Below are 21023 nucleotides of genomic sequence, written 5' to 3' on the forward strand. Positions count from 1 at the left end.
GCCGCTTGGCCACAGGATACGCGAAGGAAGAAAAGATGCTGGAAATCAAAGGCCTGAAGGTCAAACTTGAAGAAGAGGAAAAGCAGATCCTCAAAGGCGTGGACCTGACCGTGGAAGCGGGCAAGGTACATGCGATCATGGGTCCGAACGGGTCCGGCAAATCGACGCTGTCCTATGTTCTGTCGGGCCGCGACGGATACGAAGTGACCGAGGGCGAAGCCACCCTTGATGGCGAAGACCTGCTTGAACTGGAAGCCGAAGAACGCGCCGCAGCCGGCCTGTTCCTTGCGTTCCAGTACCCGGTGGAAATCCCCGGCGTCAGCAACATGACCTTTCTGCGCACCGCCGTGAACGCACAGCGCAAGGCACGTGGTCAGGACGAAATGTCGGCTGCCGAATTCCTCAAGGTGGTGCGCGCCGAGGCCAAGAACCTCAAGATCGACGCGGACATGCTCAAGCGTCCGGTCAACGTCGGCTTCTCAGGCGGTGAGAAAAAGCGCAACGAGATCCTCCAGATGGCGATGCTCGAGCCGAAGATGTGCATCCTTGACGAGACCGACTCCGGTCTCGACGTGGACGCGATGAAGCTGGTCTCCGAAGGTGTGAACGCCCTGCGTGACGCGGGCCGCAGCTTCCTTGTCATCACCCACTACCAGCGCCTGCTGGACCACATCAAACCCGACGTGGTGCACATCATGGCAGACGGCCGCATCGTGAAAACCGGTGGCCCCGAGTTGGCGCTTGAAGTTGAAAACAACGGCTATGCCGACATCCTCGCGGAGATGGCATAATGGCTCTGGATGATCTGAAACTGTCGGCCACCGAGGCGCGTCTTGGCGCCATGGTGATGCCCGACGTCGGATGCACCAAGGAGGCGCGCGAAGCCGCCCTTGGCCGTGTCCGTTCGATGGGCCTGCCGCATCGTCGCGACGAGTACTGGAAATACACCCGCCCCGACACGCTGGTTCAGCCCGATGCGCCCAAGGCGTCGGTTCTGGAAGCGGATGAACCGCTGATGTTCCACGATGTGGATCGTCTGAAGATCTGGTTCGTTGACGGTGTGTTCAGCGCCGAGCTCTCCGATGACCTGAGCCTCGAAGGGGTGCAGATCGACCGTCTGGAAGATGTCTGCTGCAAAGATGACCACTGGGCAGAAGACCTCTACGGCACGCTGGAAGCCACCGGCCACGATCCGGTTCAGCGCCCGCTGGCTGCGCTCAACACCGCCTATGCCGGTGACGGCGTGACCATCCGCGTGACCGGCAAACCGTCCAAGCCGATCAGCCTGATCTACACCCACGAAGCCGACGACTCGGATGTGTTTCTGCACCACGTTGTCCGTGTCGAGAGCGGGGCAGAGGCGACCATCCTTGAAAACGGCCCCGCGGCCGCGCGCTTTAACAAGTGCATGGAGATCGACATCGCCGACGGTGGCAAGCTGCACCACGTCCGTGCGCAGGGCCGCGATCACGAGCGTCGCGCCATGACCCACATGTTCGCGCGTCTCGGCACCGAGTCCGTCTTCAAATCCTTCACCCTCACGGTGAACGGCGTCATGACCCGCAACGAATGCGTCATGACCCTGACCGGCGACGATGCCATTGCCCACGTGGCAGGGGCCTGTGTCGGGGATGGCGACTTCCACCACGACGACACCGTCTTCATCACCCACGACGCGGTGAACTGCGAAAGCCGCCAGGTGTTCAAGAAGGTGCTGCGCAACGGTGCAACTGGCGTGTTCCAGGGCAAGATCCTTGTTCAACCCGGCGCCCAGAAGACCGACGGCTACCAGATCAGCCAATCGCTGCTTCTGGATGACGACAGCCAGTTCCTCGCCAAGCCGGAACTTGAGATCTATGCCGATGACGTGGCCTGTTCGCATGGCTCGACCTCGGGTGCGATCGACGAAGAGGGCCTGTTCTACCTGCGTGCCCGCGGCGTGCCCAAGGACATCGCCACCGACCTCCTGACACTCGCCTTCCTTGCCGAAGCAGTGGAAGAGATCGAGGACGAGGAACTCGCGGCTGAAATCATCGACCGTCTCGAAGGCTGGCTGACCCGGAGACGTCAGGCCTGATGTCGGTCCTCCGCGATATTGCGGCAACTTATGGCGGGCCCCACAAGGTGGTGGCCCGTCATCTTGCCATGGGACAGCGCGAAGACCGTACGCTGGTGATCCTGATGGCCGCCTGCGTGATCTTCTTTGTCTCGACCTGGCCTCAGAACGCCCGCATTGCCCACCTTGAGGGGCAGGAGCTCAATCCGTTGATGGGCGGGTCGCTGATGGCGTGGATCTTCATTGCGCCGCTGGTGTTCTACATCCTTGCCACCGTGGTTGGCGTAATCCTCAAGATGTTCGGCTGGAAAGGTGGCGGCTATGGCAGCCGCGTTGCGCTGTTCTGGGCCTTGCTGGCGGCATCTCCGCTGGTCCTGCTGAACGGGCTGGTAGCGGGCTTTATCGGGCCAAGCGTCCAGCAAACCCTTGTTGGCGCGATCTGGTTCGGCTTTTTCCTCTGGTTCTGGACAGCCGGCCTCCGGCAGGCGGGCAGGGTTGAAGCATGATGGCGTTCCTGATTGATCTGCTGGTTCTGACCGTCAAGAGCCCGAGCGCCGCAGCTCAGCGCATCGCGGCCATGAACCTCAGCCGTGAAGACGGCTGGAGCGCCCTTGCGCTTGGTGCGATCCTGAACACCTTCCTCTACTACCTGAACCTGGCCCTGTTCCCAGTGCCACCGGATTTTCCGATCCCGGTGATCCAGGGCCCGTTCATTTTCCTGACACTCGCGTTGTCTTTCAACGTGATCCTGGTCTTCGGTCTGTTCTGGTGTGGCAAGATTGTCGGGGGCACCGGCCAATTGACAACGCTGGTTTCGGTGATTGCCTGGCTGATGCTGGCATTGGTGGCGGGTGATATCCTTTCGGTCCTCCTGCTGTTCCTGATGCCGCTGTTTTCAAGCCTCATCTCTCTCGGCATCAAGCTCTACGCGATCTGGGTGCTTTTGAACTTCATCAAGGTCGCGCATGGCTTGCCCAGCATCGGCGCGTCTGTCTTCACACTGGCCCTGACGGTTGTCGGCATGATCATGGGTATGTCCGTGTTCCTGTCTTTCATGGGCGTCACCGCAATAGGAATTAACTGATGTATGACGTGGCAAAGATCCGTGCCGATTTCCCGATCCTCTCGCGCGAGGTGAACGGCAAGCCGCTGGTCTATCTCGACAATGGAGCCTCGGCCCAGAAGCCGCAGGTGGTGATCGACGCGGTCACCAATGCCTATGCCAATGAATACGCCAATGTGCACCGCGGTCTGCACTATCTGTCGAACCTCGCGACCGACAAGTACGAGGCCGTGCGCGGGATCATCGCGAGGTTCCTCAACGCCGCCAGCGAAGACGAGATCGTGCTGAATTCGGGCACCACCGAGGGCATTAACATGGTGGCCTACGGCTGGGCCATGCCGCGCATGCAGGCGGGCGACGAGATTATCCTGTCGGTGATGGAGCACCATGCAAACATCGTGCCCTGGCACTTCCTGCGCGAACGTCAGGGCGTGGTCATCAAATGGGTCGACGTGGATTCCACCGGCGCGCTTGATCCGCAGGCGGTGATCGACGCCATCACCACAAAGACCAAGCTGATCGCCGTGACCCAGTGCTCCAACGTCCTTGGCACCATGGTCGACGTGAAAACCATCACCGAAGCCGCCCATGCCCAAGGCGTGCCGGTTCTTGTCGATGGCTCGCAGGGCTCGGTCCACGCGCCTGTGGATGTTCAGGACATCGGCTGCGATTTCTACGCCATCACCGGCCACAAACTCTATGGGCCGTCCGGCTCGGGCGCGATCTACTGCAAGGCCGAACGCATGGCCGAGATGCAACCCTTCATCGGGGGCGGCGACATGATCAAGGAAGTCTCGAAAGAGGCGGTGATCTACAACGATCCACCGATGAAGTTCGAGGCAGGCACCCCCGGCATCGTGCAGACCATCGGCCTCGGCGTCGCGCTTGAGTACCTGATGGAGCTGGGCATGGATAATGTCGCCAAACACGAGGCGGGACTGCGCGACTATGCCATGCAGAAATTCAACGGCCTCAACTGGATGCAGGTACAGGGCACCACGCCCGACAAGGCCGCGATCTTCTCGTTCACGCTGGACGGGGCAGGCCACGCGCATGACATTTCGACCATCCTCGACAAGAAAGGCGTTGCCGTGCGCGCCGGCCATCACTGTGCCGGCCCGCTGATGGATCACCTCGGCGTCACCGCCACCTGCCGCGCCTCCTTCGGCCTCTACAACACCACCGACGAGGTCGACGCGCTGGTCGAAGCATTGGAGTTGGCACACGAATTGTTCGGCTGATTGCCATTTTCCCGATTGCGGGGCGTCGCCTCTCTGGCTATACCCCGCAACACGCGCACCTTTAGCTCAGCTGGATAGAGCGCTGCCCTCCGAAGGCATGCGTTCAATTCTTCTAAGGTATTGTAATTACTCGGTAATTTTTTGTGTGTGTAAAATTTTCTGGGGTTTACGCCCCAGAATCGAGCGGTCCCGTAGCTCAGCTGGATAGAGTGCTTGCCTCCGAAGCAAGAGGTCACAGGTTCGAATCCTGTCGGGATCGCCAACAATTCACACTTTCAAACTCGCAACTTGGAGTTAGCTTGAACTCTAAGATTAACGGGATTCGATTTGAGAAATTTCTGATGGATGTGCGAAGCTGTAGTATTTCTGAATTGATTGAGTACGCTTTTTTTCGCGCTTTCGAGGAAAATAGTACTTTGTTCTCGCGCTGGCGGGCTGCTCTATCAAAACTTGAAGGCTTTAAACCCGATAAATCGCCTCATGATGCAGGAGACAACGACGCCTACTTCGACTGCCTGATAAGAGCCTTGGAGGACGAGCATGCCCGTGCTGCTTCAAATTCCTCTAAGCATTTACCCTCTTCAAGGGAAAGATTTCAGATCCAGGTCACACGTTATTGGCTAGTTAGCATGTCCGAAATGTTGCGCTCTACATACAATTCGATGGTCCCCGATCATCCACATAGATCTGACATAGCTGGGCTAAGAGATATGTTTGGGGCGTTTCGCATACCTATTTCCAAACAGGAAGTTCACAAAGCTGACGATACTACGGCATATCCAAAAGCACACATTGTGAACTCTGCAAGTGATCCCAACAATAATGAAATCTCATGCGATGGTAGGGTTCGATACCAAGTGGGAGCTTACCGCGTCGAGCCACTATTCAATGAAGAAAATGGCAGCATCTTGTTTCCAGTCTATGACCACCGACTAAAGGAAATACAGACTTTTGACCGCCGTCAGCTCTCCGAGCACTTTCTGACAGAGGTGGAAAAACTAAAGTAGGAGAATGAAAATTATGAACATTACTTTGAAAGAGGGACCGTGGCCCGCCAAGAACCATGTCGATGATCTTCATTATTGGGTCACCATCGACGGTACCGACTATCTTTGTAGAATAACTGGGCCCGCGCTTTTTGACGATTACCAGAAGAGCTACGAAAGCCAGCCAACGGAAGTCTTCGAAGAGTTCTTAGACGATGTATTGCGAAGAACCGTGCGAATGTTGCCAAGGAAACCTGAAGTTCAACCTGGCCAGCCTACAGTCATAATTAAGAAAGGTGACGCGTTTCCATGAAGGTAAACTTTGATTTTTCGCCACGATCAATAAACAACTGTGGCTCATAATTCAAACAGAGGTCAATGCATTGGAGCCAAAGGGTGATTTCTATAAACTCAGCACGGAAGACATGGCACGCATTGGAAGAGTTGTTGCCACGTTCTCTGCGTATGAACATGAACTATTAAGAGCAATAATTGGGATGCACTGTCCAAACGGGAATTTGGATCAAGCACCAGAGGGGTTCCTAAATCGGTTCACGAAGATCGCCGAATGCGGTTTCAAACAGAGAATGAAGCATTTCTCTTCAGAATATAAATCTAGATGGGCCGAAGATGAGTTCATTTTGGATTTTGATAAGCAAATGGAGTACGCAGTCAAAATTCGTGACCAATTTGCTCATGGCGTTTGGGGGAAATTGTCAGATGGTAATCTTGAATGTGTTTTCTTCAGTCGAGAAGCAATTCGAAAGGGCCATATTGAGCAGAGAATGGTTTTTGATGCTGAAGGTTTGGACTTTCTGGCCAAGACAAACATCGACAACGCAGTAAGGGTCATGAAGGTTTGTGGCAGTGATTAGCTCGTTTCTGGGGCCGCCCCAGAAATGGCTCCAAATTCAAGCGTAAAGGCCGGAAAAACCGAGAACAAAGGCGAACACAGGGCGAACATGCACAGCCTGAAGGCCCTCCGAAGGCAGAGGCCAGAGGTTCGAATCCTCTAAGGTGCGCCACTTCCCATTCCATTCCTCCACGTTACCGCCTGTTTGCAGCGTTGCGCGCGGGCCTTGTCCGGCTATTGATTGACGCCAATTAGCGGCGCGGCTAGCATGCCAAAAGATTGCAATTCTTGAGTTTTGCCAAGGTGTTTTAATGACGAACCTGACGTGGATTGATGGTGGGTTTCTTGTTACCGATCTATATCCCCCCGCTGGTCCACACGGGCTCAGGCTGAACTACAGTCAAAGCTGGAATGGTCTCGACGCCGATGCCGTCACGCTCTTCATGCACTACCCCTCGGGAGAGCGGGTTGTGCTTTCCGATGGCACGTCCCAGTTCTTTTCCGTCTCGTTTTTTGATGTGCTGGATGCGGTGCTGTCGAACGGCAATGATCGCGTCCATGGCACCGACGGTGACGATACCATCCTTGGTCTGGGCGGATCGGACAGCCTTTATGGCCGCAGCGGGTCCGACCTTCTTGATGGCGGTGAGGGCGACGATAGCCTTGAGGGCGGCGATGGCAACGACCAGCTGTTCGGCAGAAACGGCCACGACTATCTGGGTGGCGGGGCTGGAGACAATACGCTGTCGGGCGGCCTCGGCAATGATACGCTCTACGGAGGCATCGACAGCGATAGCCTTCTTGGGGGAAGCGGCAGCGACTCCCTGTATGGCGGGGGCGGCGCGGACACCCTGAAAGGGGGATCGGGCGACGACACGATCTACAGCACGTCGTCCCGCGGCCTGATTAACGGAGGTACCGGTTTCGACCGCCTGACGCTGGACCTCCAGAACCAGATTGCCGGCCTACGTCTCGATGCGTTCAGCGGCATTTACGACGGCGCCGGCCAGATCCTTGAGCTAAAAGGCATCGAAGAGATTTCGGGGTTCCTCACCCAGGGCGACGATACGCTGCAGGGGGGCTTTTTCACCGGCTGGATCGACGCTGGCGCAGGCACCGATATCCTGAACGTAGACTACAGCAAGTTCTGGGCCGGAGCGACGGCCACAAGCGTCAATCTCTCTTTCGGGTCCTCTTCGAGCATTGCCCTCTCGAACGGGAACACCGAACTTTTCAATGACCGCAACTTCGAAATATTGACGGGTCGGTTCTCCAATGGAAATGACCGGGTCATCGCGGGAGAGGGCGCTGATAGCCTTGAAGGCCTTTCCGGAAATGATACCCTTTACGGACGCGGCGGCAACGACACGTTGAAAGGCGGCGGAGGCGCAGACACGCTTGACGGGGAACAGGGCGATGACCGCATTCTGGGAGGCGCCGGAAGCGACCGGCTGATCGGCGGGGGGGGGCGTGATACCCTTGTTGGCGGCAGTGGCGATGACTGGCTCGTTATGCTTGCCTCAACTGGGGTCGTAAACGGTGGAAGCGGCTTTGACCGTCTCGAATTCTCGCTGGCATCTCTTACGCAGGGCCGAATGTTCGACCTGTCCCGGAACTCTCTATCCATTGGTGGCGACCTTCTGCAATGGAAAGCAATAGAAACGATCCGCGCCACGCTCACGCAGGGCGATGACACGGTGATGGCCGGTTTCCTCGTTGACTATCTGCGGGGCGAGAGCGGCACGGATCACCTTATTCTCGATTATTCGGGTTATTGGAACGGACGCTGGGCCGAGTCTGTTTCCCTGCAATTGCACAGAAGCGGTGTCGGAAACATCATCGACCTGTCGGACAGCACGCAACACAACATCGGGATCTACGGGTTTGAACGGGTGACCGCCGTCCTGTCACGGGGGGACGACTTTGTTCACGCGACCGCTCTTGCCGACAAGATCGAGGCGGAAGGCGGGGATGACACGCTTTGGGGCGCTTTGGGCAACGATACGCTCAGTGGCGGGACCGGTGCAGATTATCTCTCGGGGCAGGAAGGCAATGACCATCTGCTTGGTGAGGAGGGCGACGACGACTTGGGCGGAGGAGCGGGCGACGACCTTCTTGAAGGCGGCGCGGGCGAAGACACCCTGATTGGTGGTGAGGGGCGCGATACCTTGTCCGGAGGGTCAGGAGACGACAGGCTTTTCGGCACAGACGGTGATCAATTGTTTGGCGGCGCCGGAAATGACTATCTCCGTTCAACCGGGCTGTTCGAACAGGCAGATGGTGGGGAAGGAACGGATCATCTGCACCTTGCTCTGCAAGATGATACCACGGGCATCGCCTTCTACTTTGGCACGCCTTTGGACGGTCTATTGCTCAACTACCACTCGACAACCGACATCGAGACGATTGACGCCACCTTTACCCAGGGGGACGACACTGTTCTCGCAGGGTTCGCTCTAGACTCCACCCTCAAGGGGCATGACGGGACAGATATCCTCTATCTGAACTATGGCACGATCCATCAGGGAACCATCGCCAGAGAGGTCGAATTCTCTTCGACCTCGAAAATCACACTCTGGGATGGCTCCGAACATTTCACGTCAATTTCGGGATTTGAAACCATCGTCGTCGGCCTGAGCGTTGGCAACGATCTTGCCTATGGGCAAAGTGGCAACGACTATTTCTTCGGGGCTTATGGCGATGACACCCTCGTCGGCTATGCGGGGGATGATACGCTGATCGGCTGGTACGGCGATGACAGCCTGACCGGCGGGTCGGGCCGGGATACCTTTGTCGTACGCCCCAATGGTGGCCATGATGTCATCACCGATTTCACCCTGGGCGAAGACATCCTTGATTTGACGCACTTCGAAGCGGGACGCATCTTTTCGGCACTACAGAACTATGCCGATGGAACGTCGCCTTTCCTCGACCTCGGCGACGGGACGACAATTGATCTGGTCGGAGTTGATCGCACCCAACTGGGGTTCTCGAACATCGCCCTCGACAACGCCGGCATTCCGCTGGCCGATGTCGAACTTTTGCCCGAAGACGGCCAAAGCAATACGTCCAACTATTTCGCCGTGCAGGACGCCAGCGCCGTGGAAGGCGAAGACCTTACCTTCAAAATCACCCGTGCCGGAGATCTGAGCCAACCTGCAAGTGTCCTTCTGGAACTGACCACTCCGCTGTCCGATGGCGCGATTGCGGGCTCCGATTTTTCCGGCCCAAGCGAGATGCTCGTCGTGTTCGAGCCGGGACAAAGCCTTGTCGAGATCAAGGTTCCGCTCTTGCTGGACGGGGTGGAAGAGACCGAGGAAACCGTCCTCGCGACACTGACCCCGCTCTTTTCGTCTGACGGCGTCCTGTCCAACGACAAGACCGCGATCGGAACGATCCTTGACTCCTCGTCGACCTCCGACCCCCTTGTGGCCGCGAACTTTTCCCTCAAGCTTCTGGCAGGGGAATGGACCACCGTCGGAGGCGTATCAACGTCCAGTGGCGATTTGAAAATCCGCCACAGGGATACGCCCGCCGATATCGATCACATCCTCAAGTTCCGCGACGCAGACAGCTATCGGGTCGAAAACGGGCAACTGGTTGTGTCCAACGCCCTTCTGGACCTGTCCGCGCCGGGCCAGCTCCCCTTTGGTGTCGATGGCCAGCTCCAGTTCGACTACACCATTGACCTGACAACCGGGCAAATCTCCATCGGATCGACAGCCAGAATCCAGATTGAATTCCTCGGTATCAACTTTGTTGCCCCCGAGATTTCTTCGGAAGACTTCAAGCTTGAGCCCGGCGGGCTTACCCTGCTTACAGACGCCGTTTTCCTTGAGTGGCTCAATCCTCTCAACAACCGGCCCGGCTTTACGGCCTCCTCCAGCGGAGGGCTTCAATACAACAGCAACGGGCTTCGCCCCGTCTTTGATGCGAGCTACGCCCAGCATCTGTACCTGTCCGACATCGACGACTTCATGTTCCTCGATGTCCTGCCGGTGGACGCGAAAGACGTTCGCCTGACCTATGACAGCGGCAGCATTTCCGATCCGCTCGACGATGCAATCAGGCTCAACGGAAAGTTCGAATTCGATTTCTACAAGATCGGCAAGCTGACTCTGGACTTCGGGTCAGGCAAGGATCCCGCCGCGTTGGAATTTGGCGAAGGGCGTCAAATCGTCATTACGGACGCGGATGGCGATGGATCGATCGATGCCCTGATAAGTGTCGAAGCGACCCTTGAGACGCAGTTCAGCTATCGGGGTGTCGGGTTCAAGGGGGTATCCTTTGATTTCGACAACACCAGCGGCGCGCTCGAAGTTGGCGGCCAGGCCATCATCGTTCTGGGCAGGTATACCGTCTTTGCCGAACTCGAGTTCGTGACGGTCATCGACGAAGGCGTCGAGCGGCTCGCTCTGGACGAGATCGACGTGGGCGTGTCTGTCGCCCGCGAAGGCTATTATGTTTCGCATGGCGTGTTTCTCAAGAGCGCCGAGCTTGGGCTCGAGAACATTTCCGGCGCCAGCACGAACGACCCGTTGTTCATCGAAGGCGAAGTCGACGGGTACTGGCTGATCCCGAGCTTTGCCACCTTCGAAACCCAAGCCAGGGTTTCCACCTCCTCGTTCTATCTGGAGGGCCAGTTCGATCTCTTGAATCTCACCGAAGATCTTTCCCTGATCGAGGCGAATGCCTCGCTTTCGCTGGACTGGAAAGATGGGTTCAGCGCCTCGCTTGATGGCAGCGCAAGCTTCCTTGGGGGATTGCTCCAGGCCGATCTCAACGCCGGAGTGGTGTTCAACGATACAGACGCCTGGAAGGCGCATTTCTACGCCTCTGTCGGCGTCGACCTTACCTGGTCAACGATCAAGTCCGTCTTGCAGAACTACGACGCAATCACCGACGAGGGTCAGCGAAACCTGAAGAGAATTAGCGAATCCAGCGATAACAACGCCACCCGCGCCTTTGTCTATTTCGAAGCCGAGAACAGAAACGGCGATGACAAGAACATGATCGGCGAGCTTGTGCTCGGCTTTGACCGTGGCGGCTCCAAACTTGACTATATCGTCCGTTTTGACCTCGACACCTTCACGCTGGATCTCGATGTTGGCCGCCGCAATGCCGACAAGTTCGTGCCGCCTCTTTCAAATGGCGAGGCGTCCTCGCCCAGTACCGTGACCTCTGGCAACGCTTGGGAAATGTCCGGAACCGAAGCCACCCTGATAATGAGTGTTTCTTGGGACAATCCTTCGGCCAATGTGGCCCTTCAGGTCATTGCCCCTGATGGCACGGTTATCGACGAAGCCGATTTTGCCGCCCATGGCGTGACACCGGATACGGACCTTTCAACGGACTACGCAAGAACCGTCGTTGTGGCCAATCCCGCGTCAGGCGTCTGGCGGATTGCCGTCGTTGATGCGACGGGGCTTGGAAATCTGGCCTACGATGCCTGGACCCCATTCGAGGATGTGTCGCTGTCCTTCGGGACACCTGTTCTGGACGCGGCCACCGGCACGTTGGACATCAGCTATGAGGTGCTTACCGGCCAGAACGTAGAGGTCGCCCTATACGCCATCGAAGGAACAGGACACAGTGCCGGAGACGATCTTGGCGATGCAATCCTGATTGATACCTTCGCCGCCGAAACCGGTTCCGGCAAGTCATTGACCGCCAATGTGGATGGGTTGCCGATCGGCACCTACCAGATTTTCGCAATCGTGAACGATCTGGTTTCGGAACCCGTAACGCAATTCATTTCGTCAACCGTACAGATTGCCGATGTGCCCGATCTTGTCCTTCAGATGGAGTTTGAGGAGTCCGCGCTTGTCGAAGGCCAGACGTTTGAGGCGATCGTGACGCTGGCAAACAACGGCACGGCGCAGGCCCGTGGCATACGTCTTCAAGATAGCATTTCCGGCGATGCAGAACTTGTGGCCATCAAACTCGACGGTGTCGAATATGACATTGCCGATTTCCCCATCGAGAGTTTGGACATCGGAGAAACCCGCCAGTTTGAACTGGTCATACGTGCCGGCAGCATAACCGGTCCCGTTTCGCTCTCGCTTGCGGCAACGGCCAACAACGGGGATGCCACGCCTGAAACCTCGGTGGCCTCAGTAGAGTTCGCAATTCGTGCGCCTTTCCATCAGATCCAGGGCACGCAGGGTGACGATGTCCTGAACGTGCCCGGATTCAATGGCGTCATCCATGGTCTCGACGGCAACGACCGGCTCAGCGGTCTCGACGGTGACGACCTTCTGTTTGGCGACGCCGGCGCCGATACGCTTTTGGGCGGCGAGGGCGATGACGTGCTTTCGGGAGGCCTTGGGAATGACCTGTTGCAGGGTGGGCCCGGCTTTGACACCTATGTCGGCGGAGCAGGGCAGGACACGATCAGCTTTGAAAACGATGCGGCCGGTGTTGAGGTCGATCTTGGTCTCGCAAGCCGGTTCCGCAGCATTGAATTCGTCATCGGCTCTGGTCACGACGACCTTTTGAACGGCACTTCTGCAGCGGAAAACCTGTCTGGTTCCCGCGGGGACGATACGATTTTCGGCCGTGCCGGCAATGATACATTGCTTGGTGGCGCTGGACGCGACCGGTTGTACGGCGAAGGCTGGTCCGACAGCCTGTTCGGACAGGGCGGGCGTGATCTCCTGAACGGGGGGGCGGGCCATGACACGTTGTCGGGCGGATTTGGCAGGGATACGCTTGTTGGCGGGTCGGACTTTGATCTCTTTGTGTTCGAGGACGGTTTCGGCAAGGACACCCTTCGGGATTTCGACGCCGATGACCGTGAAAAGATCGATTTCTCGCAAATCGCCGAAATCGAGAGCTTCGAGGACCTCGTCACCAACCACCTGTCAGAGATCGAGGGCGACGCCGTGGTGTCCGTCGGCAACCACGCATTGCGCCTGAAAGGCATTTCGGTCCTCGAGATCGGCTCTGGCCTCGTCTATTCGGAGCATGATTTCATATTCTGAGGCAAAGTTCGCGCGACTTTTGATGCAAAGCCGCTCCTTCAGGATTGCCACCTTGACGTGGGGGAATCCTTGCGGATGATTGTTACCAATAATTTTCGAGTTTTCCGGGCTGTTTCCGCTCTCTGAATTTCCGCGGTTCAAGCCCGATTGGTGTGTCGCTGCAAACCCATTCCGCCTGCGAGATTGTACGGAGTCATTCATGTCCCCCATCCAGAAACCGCTGTTCACCCTGCCGCAAGGCTATATCGTTTCCATCGGTGAAACCCGCGAACCCGTAAACAGCTTTTTTGTCCCGAGCCTGATGATCTACGGCACCGACGGCACGCCCGTTCTGGCTGGGCCTTTGCGCTTTGCCACCGGCACGCCCTATGACGATCCCAGCGCTGACATTCAGATCCGCGGCGTGTTCCAGCGTGATGACGGCGGGTTCTCGGTGGCCTTTGGCGGCTCGCTCGGCGGGTTCTTCCAGAATGACATCTACCGCGTCGAGATTTCCGCCACCGGCAGCCTCCTTGGACCAGCAACCCTGATCACGCCCGGCGCCACGGACTATCTCGCCACCCCCGCCGAAAAGCTGCTGCTGCAGGCCGATGGCAGCATTCTCTACACCTCGGGCAAGTGGCTTTTGAAACTCAATCAGGATGGCTCAGAGGCCGCCCGCGTCAACACCGATCCCAGTGGCGGTTTTGAATCCGTGAGCGGCGGCAATGTGGTCGAAGTCGCAGGCGGCTACCTGATGACATACCTCGTGCGCAACGGTTCGTCCGAGGCCGAAGTGCGCGGCCAGTTCTTCGATACAAACCTCGCCCTGGACGGGACGACCTTTACCATCCACGAAGGCACCCATGTGCTTGCCACGGGCCACGGCCATATTGACACCGTAGTCCTGAGCGATGGCCGCATCGCGGTGGCATGGTCGACCGACAAGACCTCCGGAGGCGATCCCGACACCTCGGAAAGTGCGGTCTACCTCAAGATCCTGAACGCCGACGGCACCACAGCCGTGGCCGAACAGTTGGTCAATGTAGACAACTACGCCGGCGCGCAGGACTGGGTGTCGCTCTTTGCTCTGGCCAATGGCGAAGTGGCGCTGACCTATGGCACCGAAACCGGCTTTACCCCGACCAACGCCCAGCACGTCGTGTTCTTCGACGAAACCGGAACCGCCTTTGACGAATATACCCAGACCGGCATTTCACCGCGTGACAGCGAATACCTCTATGTCACCACCGACGGATCAGTCTTCCGCATCGATCAGGACCCCGAGGGCGAAGTCTACCAGATGATCGATCCCAACGCGGCAGGCACCACAGGCGATGAATTCACCGTCTCGCGCGCCTTCAACGGCGAGTTGGCCCAGGATGGCGAGCTGGCGATCCTGAACGACGGCAGCGCGATCGTGGTTTACGACCACACCAACCTGACGGGCTATGTGCAAAAGGTGGATCTCTCCGACGACAGCGTCACCGATCTTGCCATCATCTCGGGCGCCGACAACCTCTCGGTGGCGGCGCTTTCGGATGGCAATTTCGCGGTCATCTACCAGAACTTCAGCGATCACGTGCTGGCGCGCATCTACGCCCCCGACGGCAGTATTGTTACCCCGGAATTCACCATTCACGCGGGCCAGAGCGAAGAGATCGAAGTCCACGCCACCAGCACCGGTTTCTTCGTCTCTTTCACCGACAACGAAGGCGCGGCCGATGATCTGCTGACGGGGCAGTTTTTCAACAACGCGGGCACCGCGCAGGGCACCGCGTTCATTCCGCAACCCACGCTCGAGGCCGCACAGGCCGCCGATGCCACGGTCCTGTCGAACGGCACGCTTGTGACCGTCTGGAACAGCGATCAGCGCAGCACGCCCTTCGAGAACCACCTGACCGTGCAGCTTTACAATGCCGCCGGCACCTCGATTTCCGGCCCGACCGAGCTGGGGGAAATCAACAACTGGTCGCCGGTGCGCGTTTCCGAAAACCCGGATGGTGGGTTCGTCGTTGTCTACTTCACCGCCGACAACACCTTCATGATGCAGAAGTTCACCGCTGCCGGGGCCACGGACGGCGGCCCGCTCCAGCTGCACAGCCAGTCAACCGATGACGGATCACTGCCCGATGTGGCCACCATCAGCCAGGATCAGGCCTTCGACATGGTGGTGCTGCCAAACGGGCAGCTGGTGCTGGCCTATACCGTCAACACCGCCAATGACGGCAAGGACGTGCGCTATGGCGTCTATACGCTGGACGGGGTGATCGTCACCGAAAGCCGCACCGCAAGCGTCAATACCGACGATGATCAGTTCGGTGTCGACCTTCAGGTGATCGACAACAAGACCGCGCTGCTTGTCTTTACCGATGACACCAACGTGCAGTTCAGCTCGCAAAGCTCGATCCAGGCGATCCGCATCCAGGGCGGAGACCTGCCGCCCGGGCCGACCGCCGGAGATGATTTCGTGAACGGCACCGACCGCGATGACACCATTGCGCTTTTGGGTGGGGATGACACCTTCAACGGCGACAATGGCGATGATTTTGCAGATGGCGGTGCGGGCAATGACACCCTGAACGGGGATGGCGGCAACGACACCCTCAAGGGCTTTGGCGGGGCGGATGAATTGAACGGCGGCGACGGCAACGACACGCTTGACGGGGCCAACGGTGCAGACAGCCTTTCCGGTGGGGATGGCAACGATCTGTTGAAGGGCGGCGCAATGGGCGACACGCTTGACGGCGGCGCGGGCAATGACCTGTTGCAAGGCAATGCCGGAGACGACAGCGCCCTTGGCGGCGCGGGCGACGACACCATCAACACCCATGGCGGCAATGATACCGTCGACGCGGGCGAGGGCGCCGATCTCGTGCGCATGGGCGGCGGCAACGATCTCTTCACCGACGTCGCCGAGGCCGGCGTGACGGGGCGTGACACGGTCTACGGGCAGGGCGGCAACGACACCATCACCGGCGGTGGCGGCAATGACGTTCTTTATGGTCAGGCCGGTTCGGACCGCATCGCCGGGGGCGACGGGTTCGACAAGATTTATGGCGGCGATCAGGGCGATGTGCTGTTCGGCGGGCGCGGCGGCGACACCGTTGCCGGTGGCGACGGCAAGGACAACGCCACCCTTGGCGACGGCAACGACCTCTGGCTCGACACCCTGACCACCGGCGCGGCCCAGGCTGATACCGTCAAGGGCGGCAAGGGGGCCGACACCATCCAGGCGGGCGGCGGCAATGACGTGCTGACCGGCAATAGGGGCGCCGACAGTTTCGTCTTCCTCGGCACCGCGTTCGAGGCCGACCGGATCACCGACTACAAGAAGGGCCTCGACAGCTTTACCCTCGATGATGCGCTCTGGGGCGGTGGTCTGACGGCGCAGCAGGTGGTCGACACCTACGCTGATGACAGCACCGGCACGGTGATCTTTGATTTCGGCAACGGCAACACCATCACCTTTGACGGCGTGACCCGCACCAACTTCCTTGATCAGGACCTGATCATCGTCTGACCCTTGCCCAAATTCTAGGCGGTGACAGAAATCGCTTCACGTGCTAACCACGTGGGACGATGCGAAAACGAACCCGGCGCGTGAACCAGGCGCGCCGGGGATTTACGACAAGCGATTTCAAGGTGCCCCGCGCGACCCCAAAGGGGATAGGACGCACCCGGAATTGATGAAGGGGGATTTCGATGATCATCAGGTTTAACTTTTTTACACCGTGGACCTACAACTTCATGGACGCGGCCTTTACCGCAGATCCGATTAACCCCGGTGCTCCGCTCGAAGGCATATTCTCCCCCACTATTCCGGGCTTTAGCTATATCTGGTCGCACGCTTTCACGTCTTTTGTAACCGTGTTTACCGGGGGCGGGCTTTTTATGGACGGGCCTTCCGAAATTGGAGGCATCAACCCGGACTCGGGCACGATCAATACCATCGATTTTTTCGACGCGTTCGGCGCAACCCATGTGCAGATCACCAACGCCTTTATCGATGCAGGTACCTTCGAAACCGGGTTGACGCAGGAATATACCGTTGGCGACTCCGGCCATTTGAACTTCGTGTTTGGATCAGAGCCTCTGACGGTCGACTTCGCTCCGGTCTTTGCACCCGTCAATGTGGCTCTTCTCCCCGACTATATCCGCAACAACATTGATACGATCTTCGGTGGCTCAGGAGCGGATATACTCGATTTCAGCCAGTTCTCTTCGATATCTCCGATCACCGCGTGGGGGAGAGCGGGGAACGATGCCATCATAGGACGCGAAGGCAACGACCTGTTCTATGGTGGAATTGGCAACGACACGCTTATCGGCGGCAATGGCAATGACACCCTTATCGGAGGTACGGAAAACGACAGCATTTCCGGCGGCCACGGTGACGACTCCATTGAAGGGGGAGACGGAAACGACAGCCTTGACGGCGGGTGGGGCAACGACACGATCAAGGGTGGGGCTGGCAACGACACCATCCACGGTGGTCTTGGTGGCGGACCTTTCACAGGTGTGCTCGATGGCGGTTCCGGTGACGATTTCATCCAGTCCGGTTTTGGCGTCACCAACATGACCGGCGGCACTGGAAACGATACCTTTGCCGCGCAACATGGCGAATTTGATGGCAGCGCGATCCTCGACTACGAAATCGGTGAACGCATCCTGTTCCTTGATGGCGGCAGTGTCACCAAGTGGAACAACTGGGCCACGATCACCGAACAGGGCACCGGCCACTATTCGAACTCGACCGCGCCGCTTGGTATCACGTCCACCAATATCGGTGGCAATCTCCACGTCACCGTAACCATGCAGATGGACCGGACCACCCCCGGAAACATCTTCTCGGACACCTTCGTTCTCATGGGATACGGCGCGACACCGGGGTCGGTTGTGGCCATCATGGACCTGCCAACCTCGTTCCACAGCAACGCAAACATCGACACCGAGCTGTTCTTTGCCCCGGCGGCGGGCCTGCTGACGGCAACGGCGGGCAATGACACCATCCTTGGCACCAATGCCGCCGAGGCCCTGAACGGCGGCGCCGGAGAAGACGCGATGCACGGCCTGCGCGGTAACGACACCCTTGATGGCGGCGACAACAACGACCGCATTGTCGGCGGACGTGGTCGTGACCTGCTGATCGGTGGCAATGGCAACGATTACCTGTTCGGGTCCTCTGGCGATGACAGGTTGCAGGGCGATGCTGGCAACGATCTTCTGTTTGGCGGTGACGGGCGCGACAAGATTTTTGGGGGTGCCTCCAACGACACGATCTCTGGCAACAATGACAATGATACGATCAATGGCAATGACGGGGATGATGTCCTTTACGGTGGTGCGGGATCGGATATCCTGCGCGGTGGCACCGGCCATGACCAGATGCACGCCGGCCACTTTGCCTTTAGCCAACACGACGCCGGAACGACGAACCAGCTCTTTGGTCAGGACGGAAACGATATGCTCTATGGCGCCGACGGTCAGGATCTCCTGAGCGGCGGTAACCACAACGACATCCTTTGGGGCGGCAATGCTGACGACACGGTTCTTGGTGGCGACGGCAATGACTCGGCCGACGGAGCAGAGGGCAATGACTCGGTCGACGGAGGCATCGGAAATGACACCGTTGTCGGCTGGAGTGGTGACGACACTTTGCTTGGCGGCAAGGGCAAAGACAGCCTGCGCGGCGACGATGGTGTTGATCTTCTCGATGGTGGAGACGGAGCCGACACACTGCTTGGCGGAAACAACTCTGACACGCTGAACGGCGGTGTGGGCAGTGACTCGCTTTTTGGTGACGACGGCCAGGATGTCTTGAACGGTGGCTCCTTCGGCGACATTGCCCGCGGTGGTCGCGGGCGTGACCTCGTGAACGGAGACGCCGGCAATGACCGTCTTTTCGGTGACAAGGGCGATGACACGCTGAACGGTGGTCTCGGCAACGACAAACTCGCCGGCGGATCGGGCAACGACACTCTCGACGGTGGCGCTGGCAATGACACCCTGAACGGCAGCGTGGGCAGCGACACCTTCATGTTCGGGGCCGGAAACGATGTTGTGACCCGCTTTGTCAACGACGTCGACACGCTGTTGCTTGACGAAAGCGCGCTCTGGGGCGGTGGTCTGACCATCGCGCAGGTGTTGACCATCTACGGGGACGACAGCAGCGGCACCCACATCGATTTTGACTTTGGCGGTGGCAACACACTACGCCTGAATGGTTTCACAGCGCTGGCCCATCTGGCCGATGACATGGCCTTCTTCTAAAGCAAATTTTATCTGGCCAATACATCAGGGCGGCCCCGCATTCGGGCCGCCTTTTTTGCTGCAACGCGGCGGGTTTGGTGGCTTGTCCGACTCATCAAGATGCGCTCACGTGGCTGGAACACAACTGCGGACACCACTATGCCACTTCCCTTCGATCACTTCGCCGCCAGCCTGGCCTACGACGACCTGCCCGAGGAGGTGCTCGCCATCCTGCGGCGCAGCTTCCTGGATACCATGGGCGTTGCCGCCGTTGGCAGCACGACCCCCATGTCCGCCATTGCGCGCAAAGGTGCGCTTGCGTTGTTCGGGGCGGGCACGGCAGGCTCTGCCAAGATGCTGATGGACGGGCGCGAGGCCAGCCCTGCAGGCGCAGCCATGGCCGGAGCCTTCACCGTCGACAGCATCGACGCCCACGACGGCACCACGCCCTGCAAGGGCCACGCGGGCTCTGCGATCTTTCCGGCCATGATCGCCATGGCGCAGGCCGAAGCCTCGCAGGGCAGGGCGCTGACCGGTCTCCGCTTTGCCGAAATTCTCGCCGTTGCCTATGAAGTTAGCTACCGCGCGGGCCTTGTCCAGCACGCTACTTGCGCCGACTACCACACCTCCGGCGCCTGGACCGCTGTCGGCGTGGCGGCGGCGGGGGCGCGCATGCTGTGCGGCAATGATCCCGAAATCATCCGTCACGCCGCCGGGATCGGTGAATACCACGGCCCGCGCAGCCAGATGATGCGCTGTATCGATTTTCCCACCAATGTGCGAGACGGGGTGGGGTGGGGCGCGCCGTCCGGTGTCACCGCCGCCTATCTTGCTGCCGACGGCTTTACCGGCGCGCCTGCGCTGACCTGTGAAGGGCCGGGGTCAGAGCCGTTCTGGGAAGACCTCGGGCAGGGCTGGCGCGTGGTGGATCACACCCACTACAAGGCCTATCCCTGCTGCCGCTGGTCGCACCCGTCGGTCGACGCCGTGCAGGACCTGATGCAGGAGCACGCCCTCAGCCATGACATGATCGACAGCATCGAGATCAAGACTTTTCACTATGCCACGCGTCTTGCCGGACATGAGCCGATGACGCAGGACGAATTCGCTTATTCCATCGCTTTTCCGGTCGCTGCCATGGCGGTGCGTGGGCAGATTGGCGTGAGCGAACTGAGCGAGCAATCCTTGTCTGATCCCGACATTTTGAGGCTATCAAGGGCAACAAAACTGATTGATGATGATCATTTTACAACAATTAGCACAGAAAAGCGGTGGGCTCAGGTCACGCTTGTCCTGAAGTCCGGTCAGCGTATCGAAGACGCCCCGCGCACGCCGAGAGGGGACGCAGACATGCCCCTAAGCGACAGCGAGATCATCACCAAGTACCACCGTCTCGCCGATCCGGTGCTTGGCAACGATCGCGCGTCCAAGATTGCAGCCCTCAGCGGACGGTTCGACGGCCTCGATGCAGACGAGCTGACCTACCTGATGACGCTCTGCACCAACCCCACATAATCATTCCAAACACAATATATCTATAAATTGATATACATCAAAGATACATCCTTGATGCGTGTTTTAACAATGAAACGCGCGCATACCCAGCTTTA

At 58.5% G+C, this 21023-nt stretch carries 12 protein-coding genes and 2 tRNA genes; all 14 read left to right on the forward strand.

Translation table 11 applies throughout. The features are described 5' to 3' along the window. Positions 1 to 35 precede the first annotated feature (35 nt). The 14 genes from sufC to ABWV42_RS15000 all read left to right on the forward strand — a co-directional run bounded on the left by sufC (position 36) and on the right by ABWV42_RS15000 (position 20928). Positions 36 to 791 (forward strand): Fe-S cluster assembly ATPase SufC, encoded by a 756-nt coding sequence (gene sufC, locus ABWV42_RS14935; RefSeq protein WP_255106675.1) that lies wholly within the window; start codon positions 36 to 38, stop codon positions 789 to 791. Next, the gene (locus tag ABWV42_RS14940) at positions 791 to 2077 is read left to right on the forward strand and encodes a SufB/SufD family protein (protein ID WP_353340873.1); all 1287 of its coding nucleotides are present in this window, start codon (positions 791 to 793) and stop codon (positions 2075 to 2077) included. Before sufC ends, ABWV42_RS14940 begins: the two co-directional genes overlap by 1 nt. Further along, a complete protein-coding gene (locus tag ABWV42_RS14945) occupies positions 2077 to 2562 on the forward strand; it encodes a YIP1 family protein (RefSeq protein WP_255106679.1) in 486 nt (161 codons plus the stop codon). The genes ABWV42_RS14940 and ABWV42_RS14945 overlap by 1 nt, the downstream gene beginning before the upstream one ends. Beyond that, entirely contained in the window at positions 2559 to 3140 is a 582-nt protein-coding gene (locus ABWV42_RS14950; protein ID WP_353340874.1) for a Yip1 family protein, read from the forward strand. The genes ABWV42_RS14945 and ABWV42_RS14950 overlap by 4 nt, the downstream gene beginning before the upstream one ends. Next, on the forward strand, positions 3140 to 4360 hold the full coding sequence (locus ABWV42_RS14955) for a cysteine desulfurase (protein ID WP_353340875.1): 1221 nt from the start codon (positions 3140 to 3142) through the stop codon (positions 4358 to 4360). Before ABWV42_RS14950 ends, ABWV42_RS14955 begins: the two co-directional genes overlap by 1 nt. Positions 4361 to 4415: 55 nt before the next feature. Further along, a tRNA-Arg gene (locus tag ABWV42_RS14960) sits at positions 4416 to 4482 on the forward strand. Positions 4483 to 4545: 63 nt separating this feature from the next. Next, positions 4546 to 4622: transfer RNA gene (locus ABWV42_RS14965), tRNA-Arg, on the forward strand. Between the two features lie 37 nt (positions 4623 to 4659). Next, a complete protein-coding gene (locus ABWV42_RS14970; RefSeq protein WP_353340876.1) occupies positions 4660 to 5367 on the forward strand; it encodes a hypothetical protein in 708 nt (235 codons plus the stop codon). 4 nt (positions 5368 to 5371) lie between these two features. After that, positions 5372 to 5659, forward strand: coding sequence for a hypothetical protein (locus ABWV42_RS14975; protein ID WP_353340877.1), 288 nt, complete (start codon positions 5372 to 5374; stop codon positions 5657 to 5659). A 112-nt stretch (positions 5660 to 5771) separates the two neighbouring features. Then, positions 5772 to 6221 carry a hypothetical protein gene (locus tag ABWV42_RS14980; RefSeq protein ID WP_353340878.1) on the forward strand — a complete coding sequence of 150 codons (450 nt, stop codon included), beginning with the start codon at positions 5772 to 5774 and terminating at the stop codon, positions 6219 to 6221. A gap of 289 nt (positions 6222 to 6510) precedes the next feature. Continuing rightward, complete coding sequence (locus ABWV42_RS14985; RefSeq protein WP_353340879.1) at positions 6511 to 13182, forward strand: hypothetical protein; 6672 nt, start codon at positions 6511 to 6513, stop codon at positions 13180 to 13182. Positions 13183 to 13381: 199 nt separating this feature from the next. Then, complete coding sequence (locus tag ABWV42_RS14990; RefSeq protein ID WP_353340880.1) at positions 13382 to 16684, forward strand: calcium-binding protein; 3303 nt, start codon at positions 13382 to 13384, stop codon at positions 16682 to 16684. Positions 16685 to 16866: 182 nt separating this feature from the next. Then, positions 16867 to 19434, forward strand: coding sequence for a calcium-binding protein (locus ABWV42_RS14995; protein ID WP_353340881.1), 2568 nt, complete (start codon positions 16867 to 16869; stop codon positions 19432 to 19434). A gap of 138 nt (positions 19435 to 19572) precedes the next feature. Then, positions 19573 to 20928 (forward strand): MmgE/PrpD family protein, encoded by a 1356-nt coding sequence (locus ABWV42_RS15000; RefSeq protein ID WP_353340882.1) that lies wholly within the window; start codon positions 19573 to 19575, stop codon positions 20926 to 20928. The last annotated feature ends 95 nt before the right edge of the window (positions 20929 to 21023 follow it).

The organism is Pelagimonas sp. KU-00592-HH (genome assembly GCF_040369695.1).
In the GTDB taxonomy this organism is placed as follows: Bacteria; Pseudomonadota; Alphaproteobacteria; order Rhodobacterales; family Rhodobacteraceae; genus Shimia.

What these genes read in the sequence shown, in the direction of transcription:
- sufC (WP_255106675.1), top strand. Translation starts at nt 36, where the DNA reads ATGCTGGAAATCAAAGGCCTGAAGGTCAAACTTGAAGAAGAGGAAAAG.
- ABWV42_RS14940 (WP_353340873.1), top strand. Translation starts at nt 791, where the DNA reads ATGGCTCTGGATGATCTGAAACTGTCGGCCACCGAGGCGCGTCTTGGC.
- ABWV42_RS14945 (WP_255106679.1), top strand. Translation starts at nt 2,077, where the DNA reads ATGTCGGTCCTCCGCGATATTGCGGCAACTTATGGCGGGCCCCACAAG.
- ABWV42_RS14950 (WP_353340874.1), top strand. Translation starts at nt 2,559, where the DNA reads ATGATGGCGTTCCTGATTGATCTGCTGGTTCTGACCGTCAAGAGCCCG.
- ABWV42_RS14955 (WP_353340875.1), top strand. Translation starts at nt 3,140, where the DNA reads ATGTATGACGTGGCAAAGATCCGTGCCGATTTCCCGATCCTCTCGCGC.
- ABWV42_RS14975 (WP_353340877.1), top strand. Translation starts at nt 5,372, where the DNA reads ATGAAAATTATGAACATTACTTTGAAAGAGGGACCGTGGCCCGCCAAG.
- ABWV42_RS14980 (WP_353340878.1), top strand. Translation starts at nt 5,772, where the DNA reads ATGGCACGCATTGGAAGAGTTGTTGCCACGTTCTCTGCGTATGAACAT.
- ABWV42_RS14985 (WP_353340879.1), top strand. Translation starts at nt 6,511, where the DNA reads ATGACGAACCTGACGTGGATTGATGGTGGGTTTCTTGTTACCGATCTA.
- ABWV42_RS14990 (WP_353340880.1), top strand. Translation starts at nt 13,382, where the DNA reads ATGTCCCCCATCCAGAAACCGCTGTTCACCCTGCCGCAAGGCTATATC.
- ABWV42_RS14995 (WP_353340881.1), top strand. Translation starts at nt 16,867, where the DNA reads ATGATCATCAGGTTTAACTTTTTTACACCGTGGACCTACAACTTCATG.
- ABWV42_RS15000 (WP_353340882.1), top strand. Translation starts at nt 19,573, where the DNA reads ATGCCACTTCCCTTCGATCACTTCGCCGCCAGCCTGGCCTACGACGAC.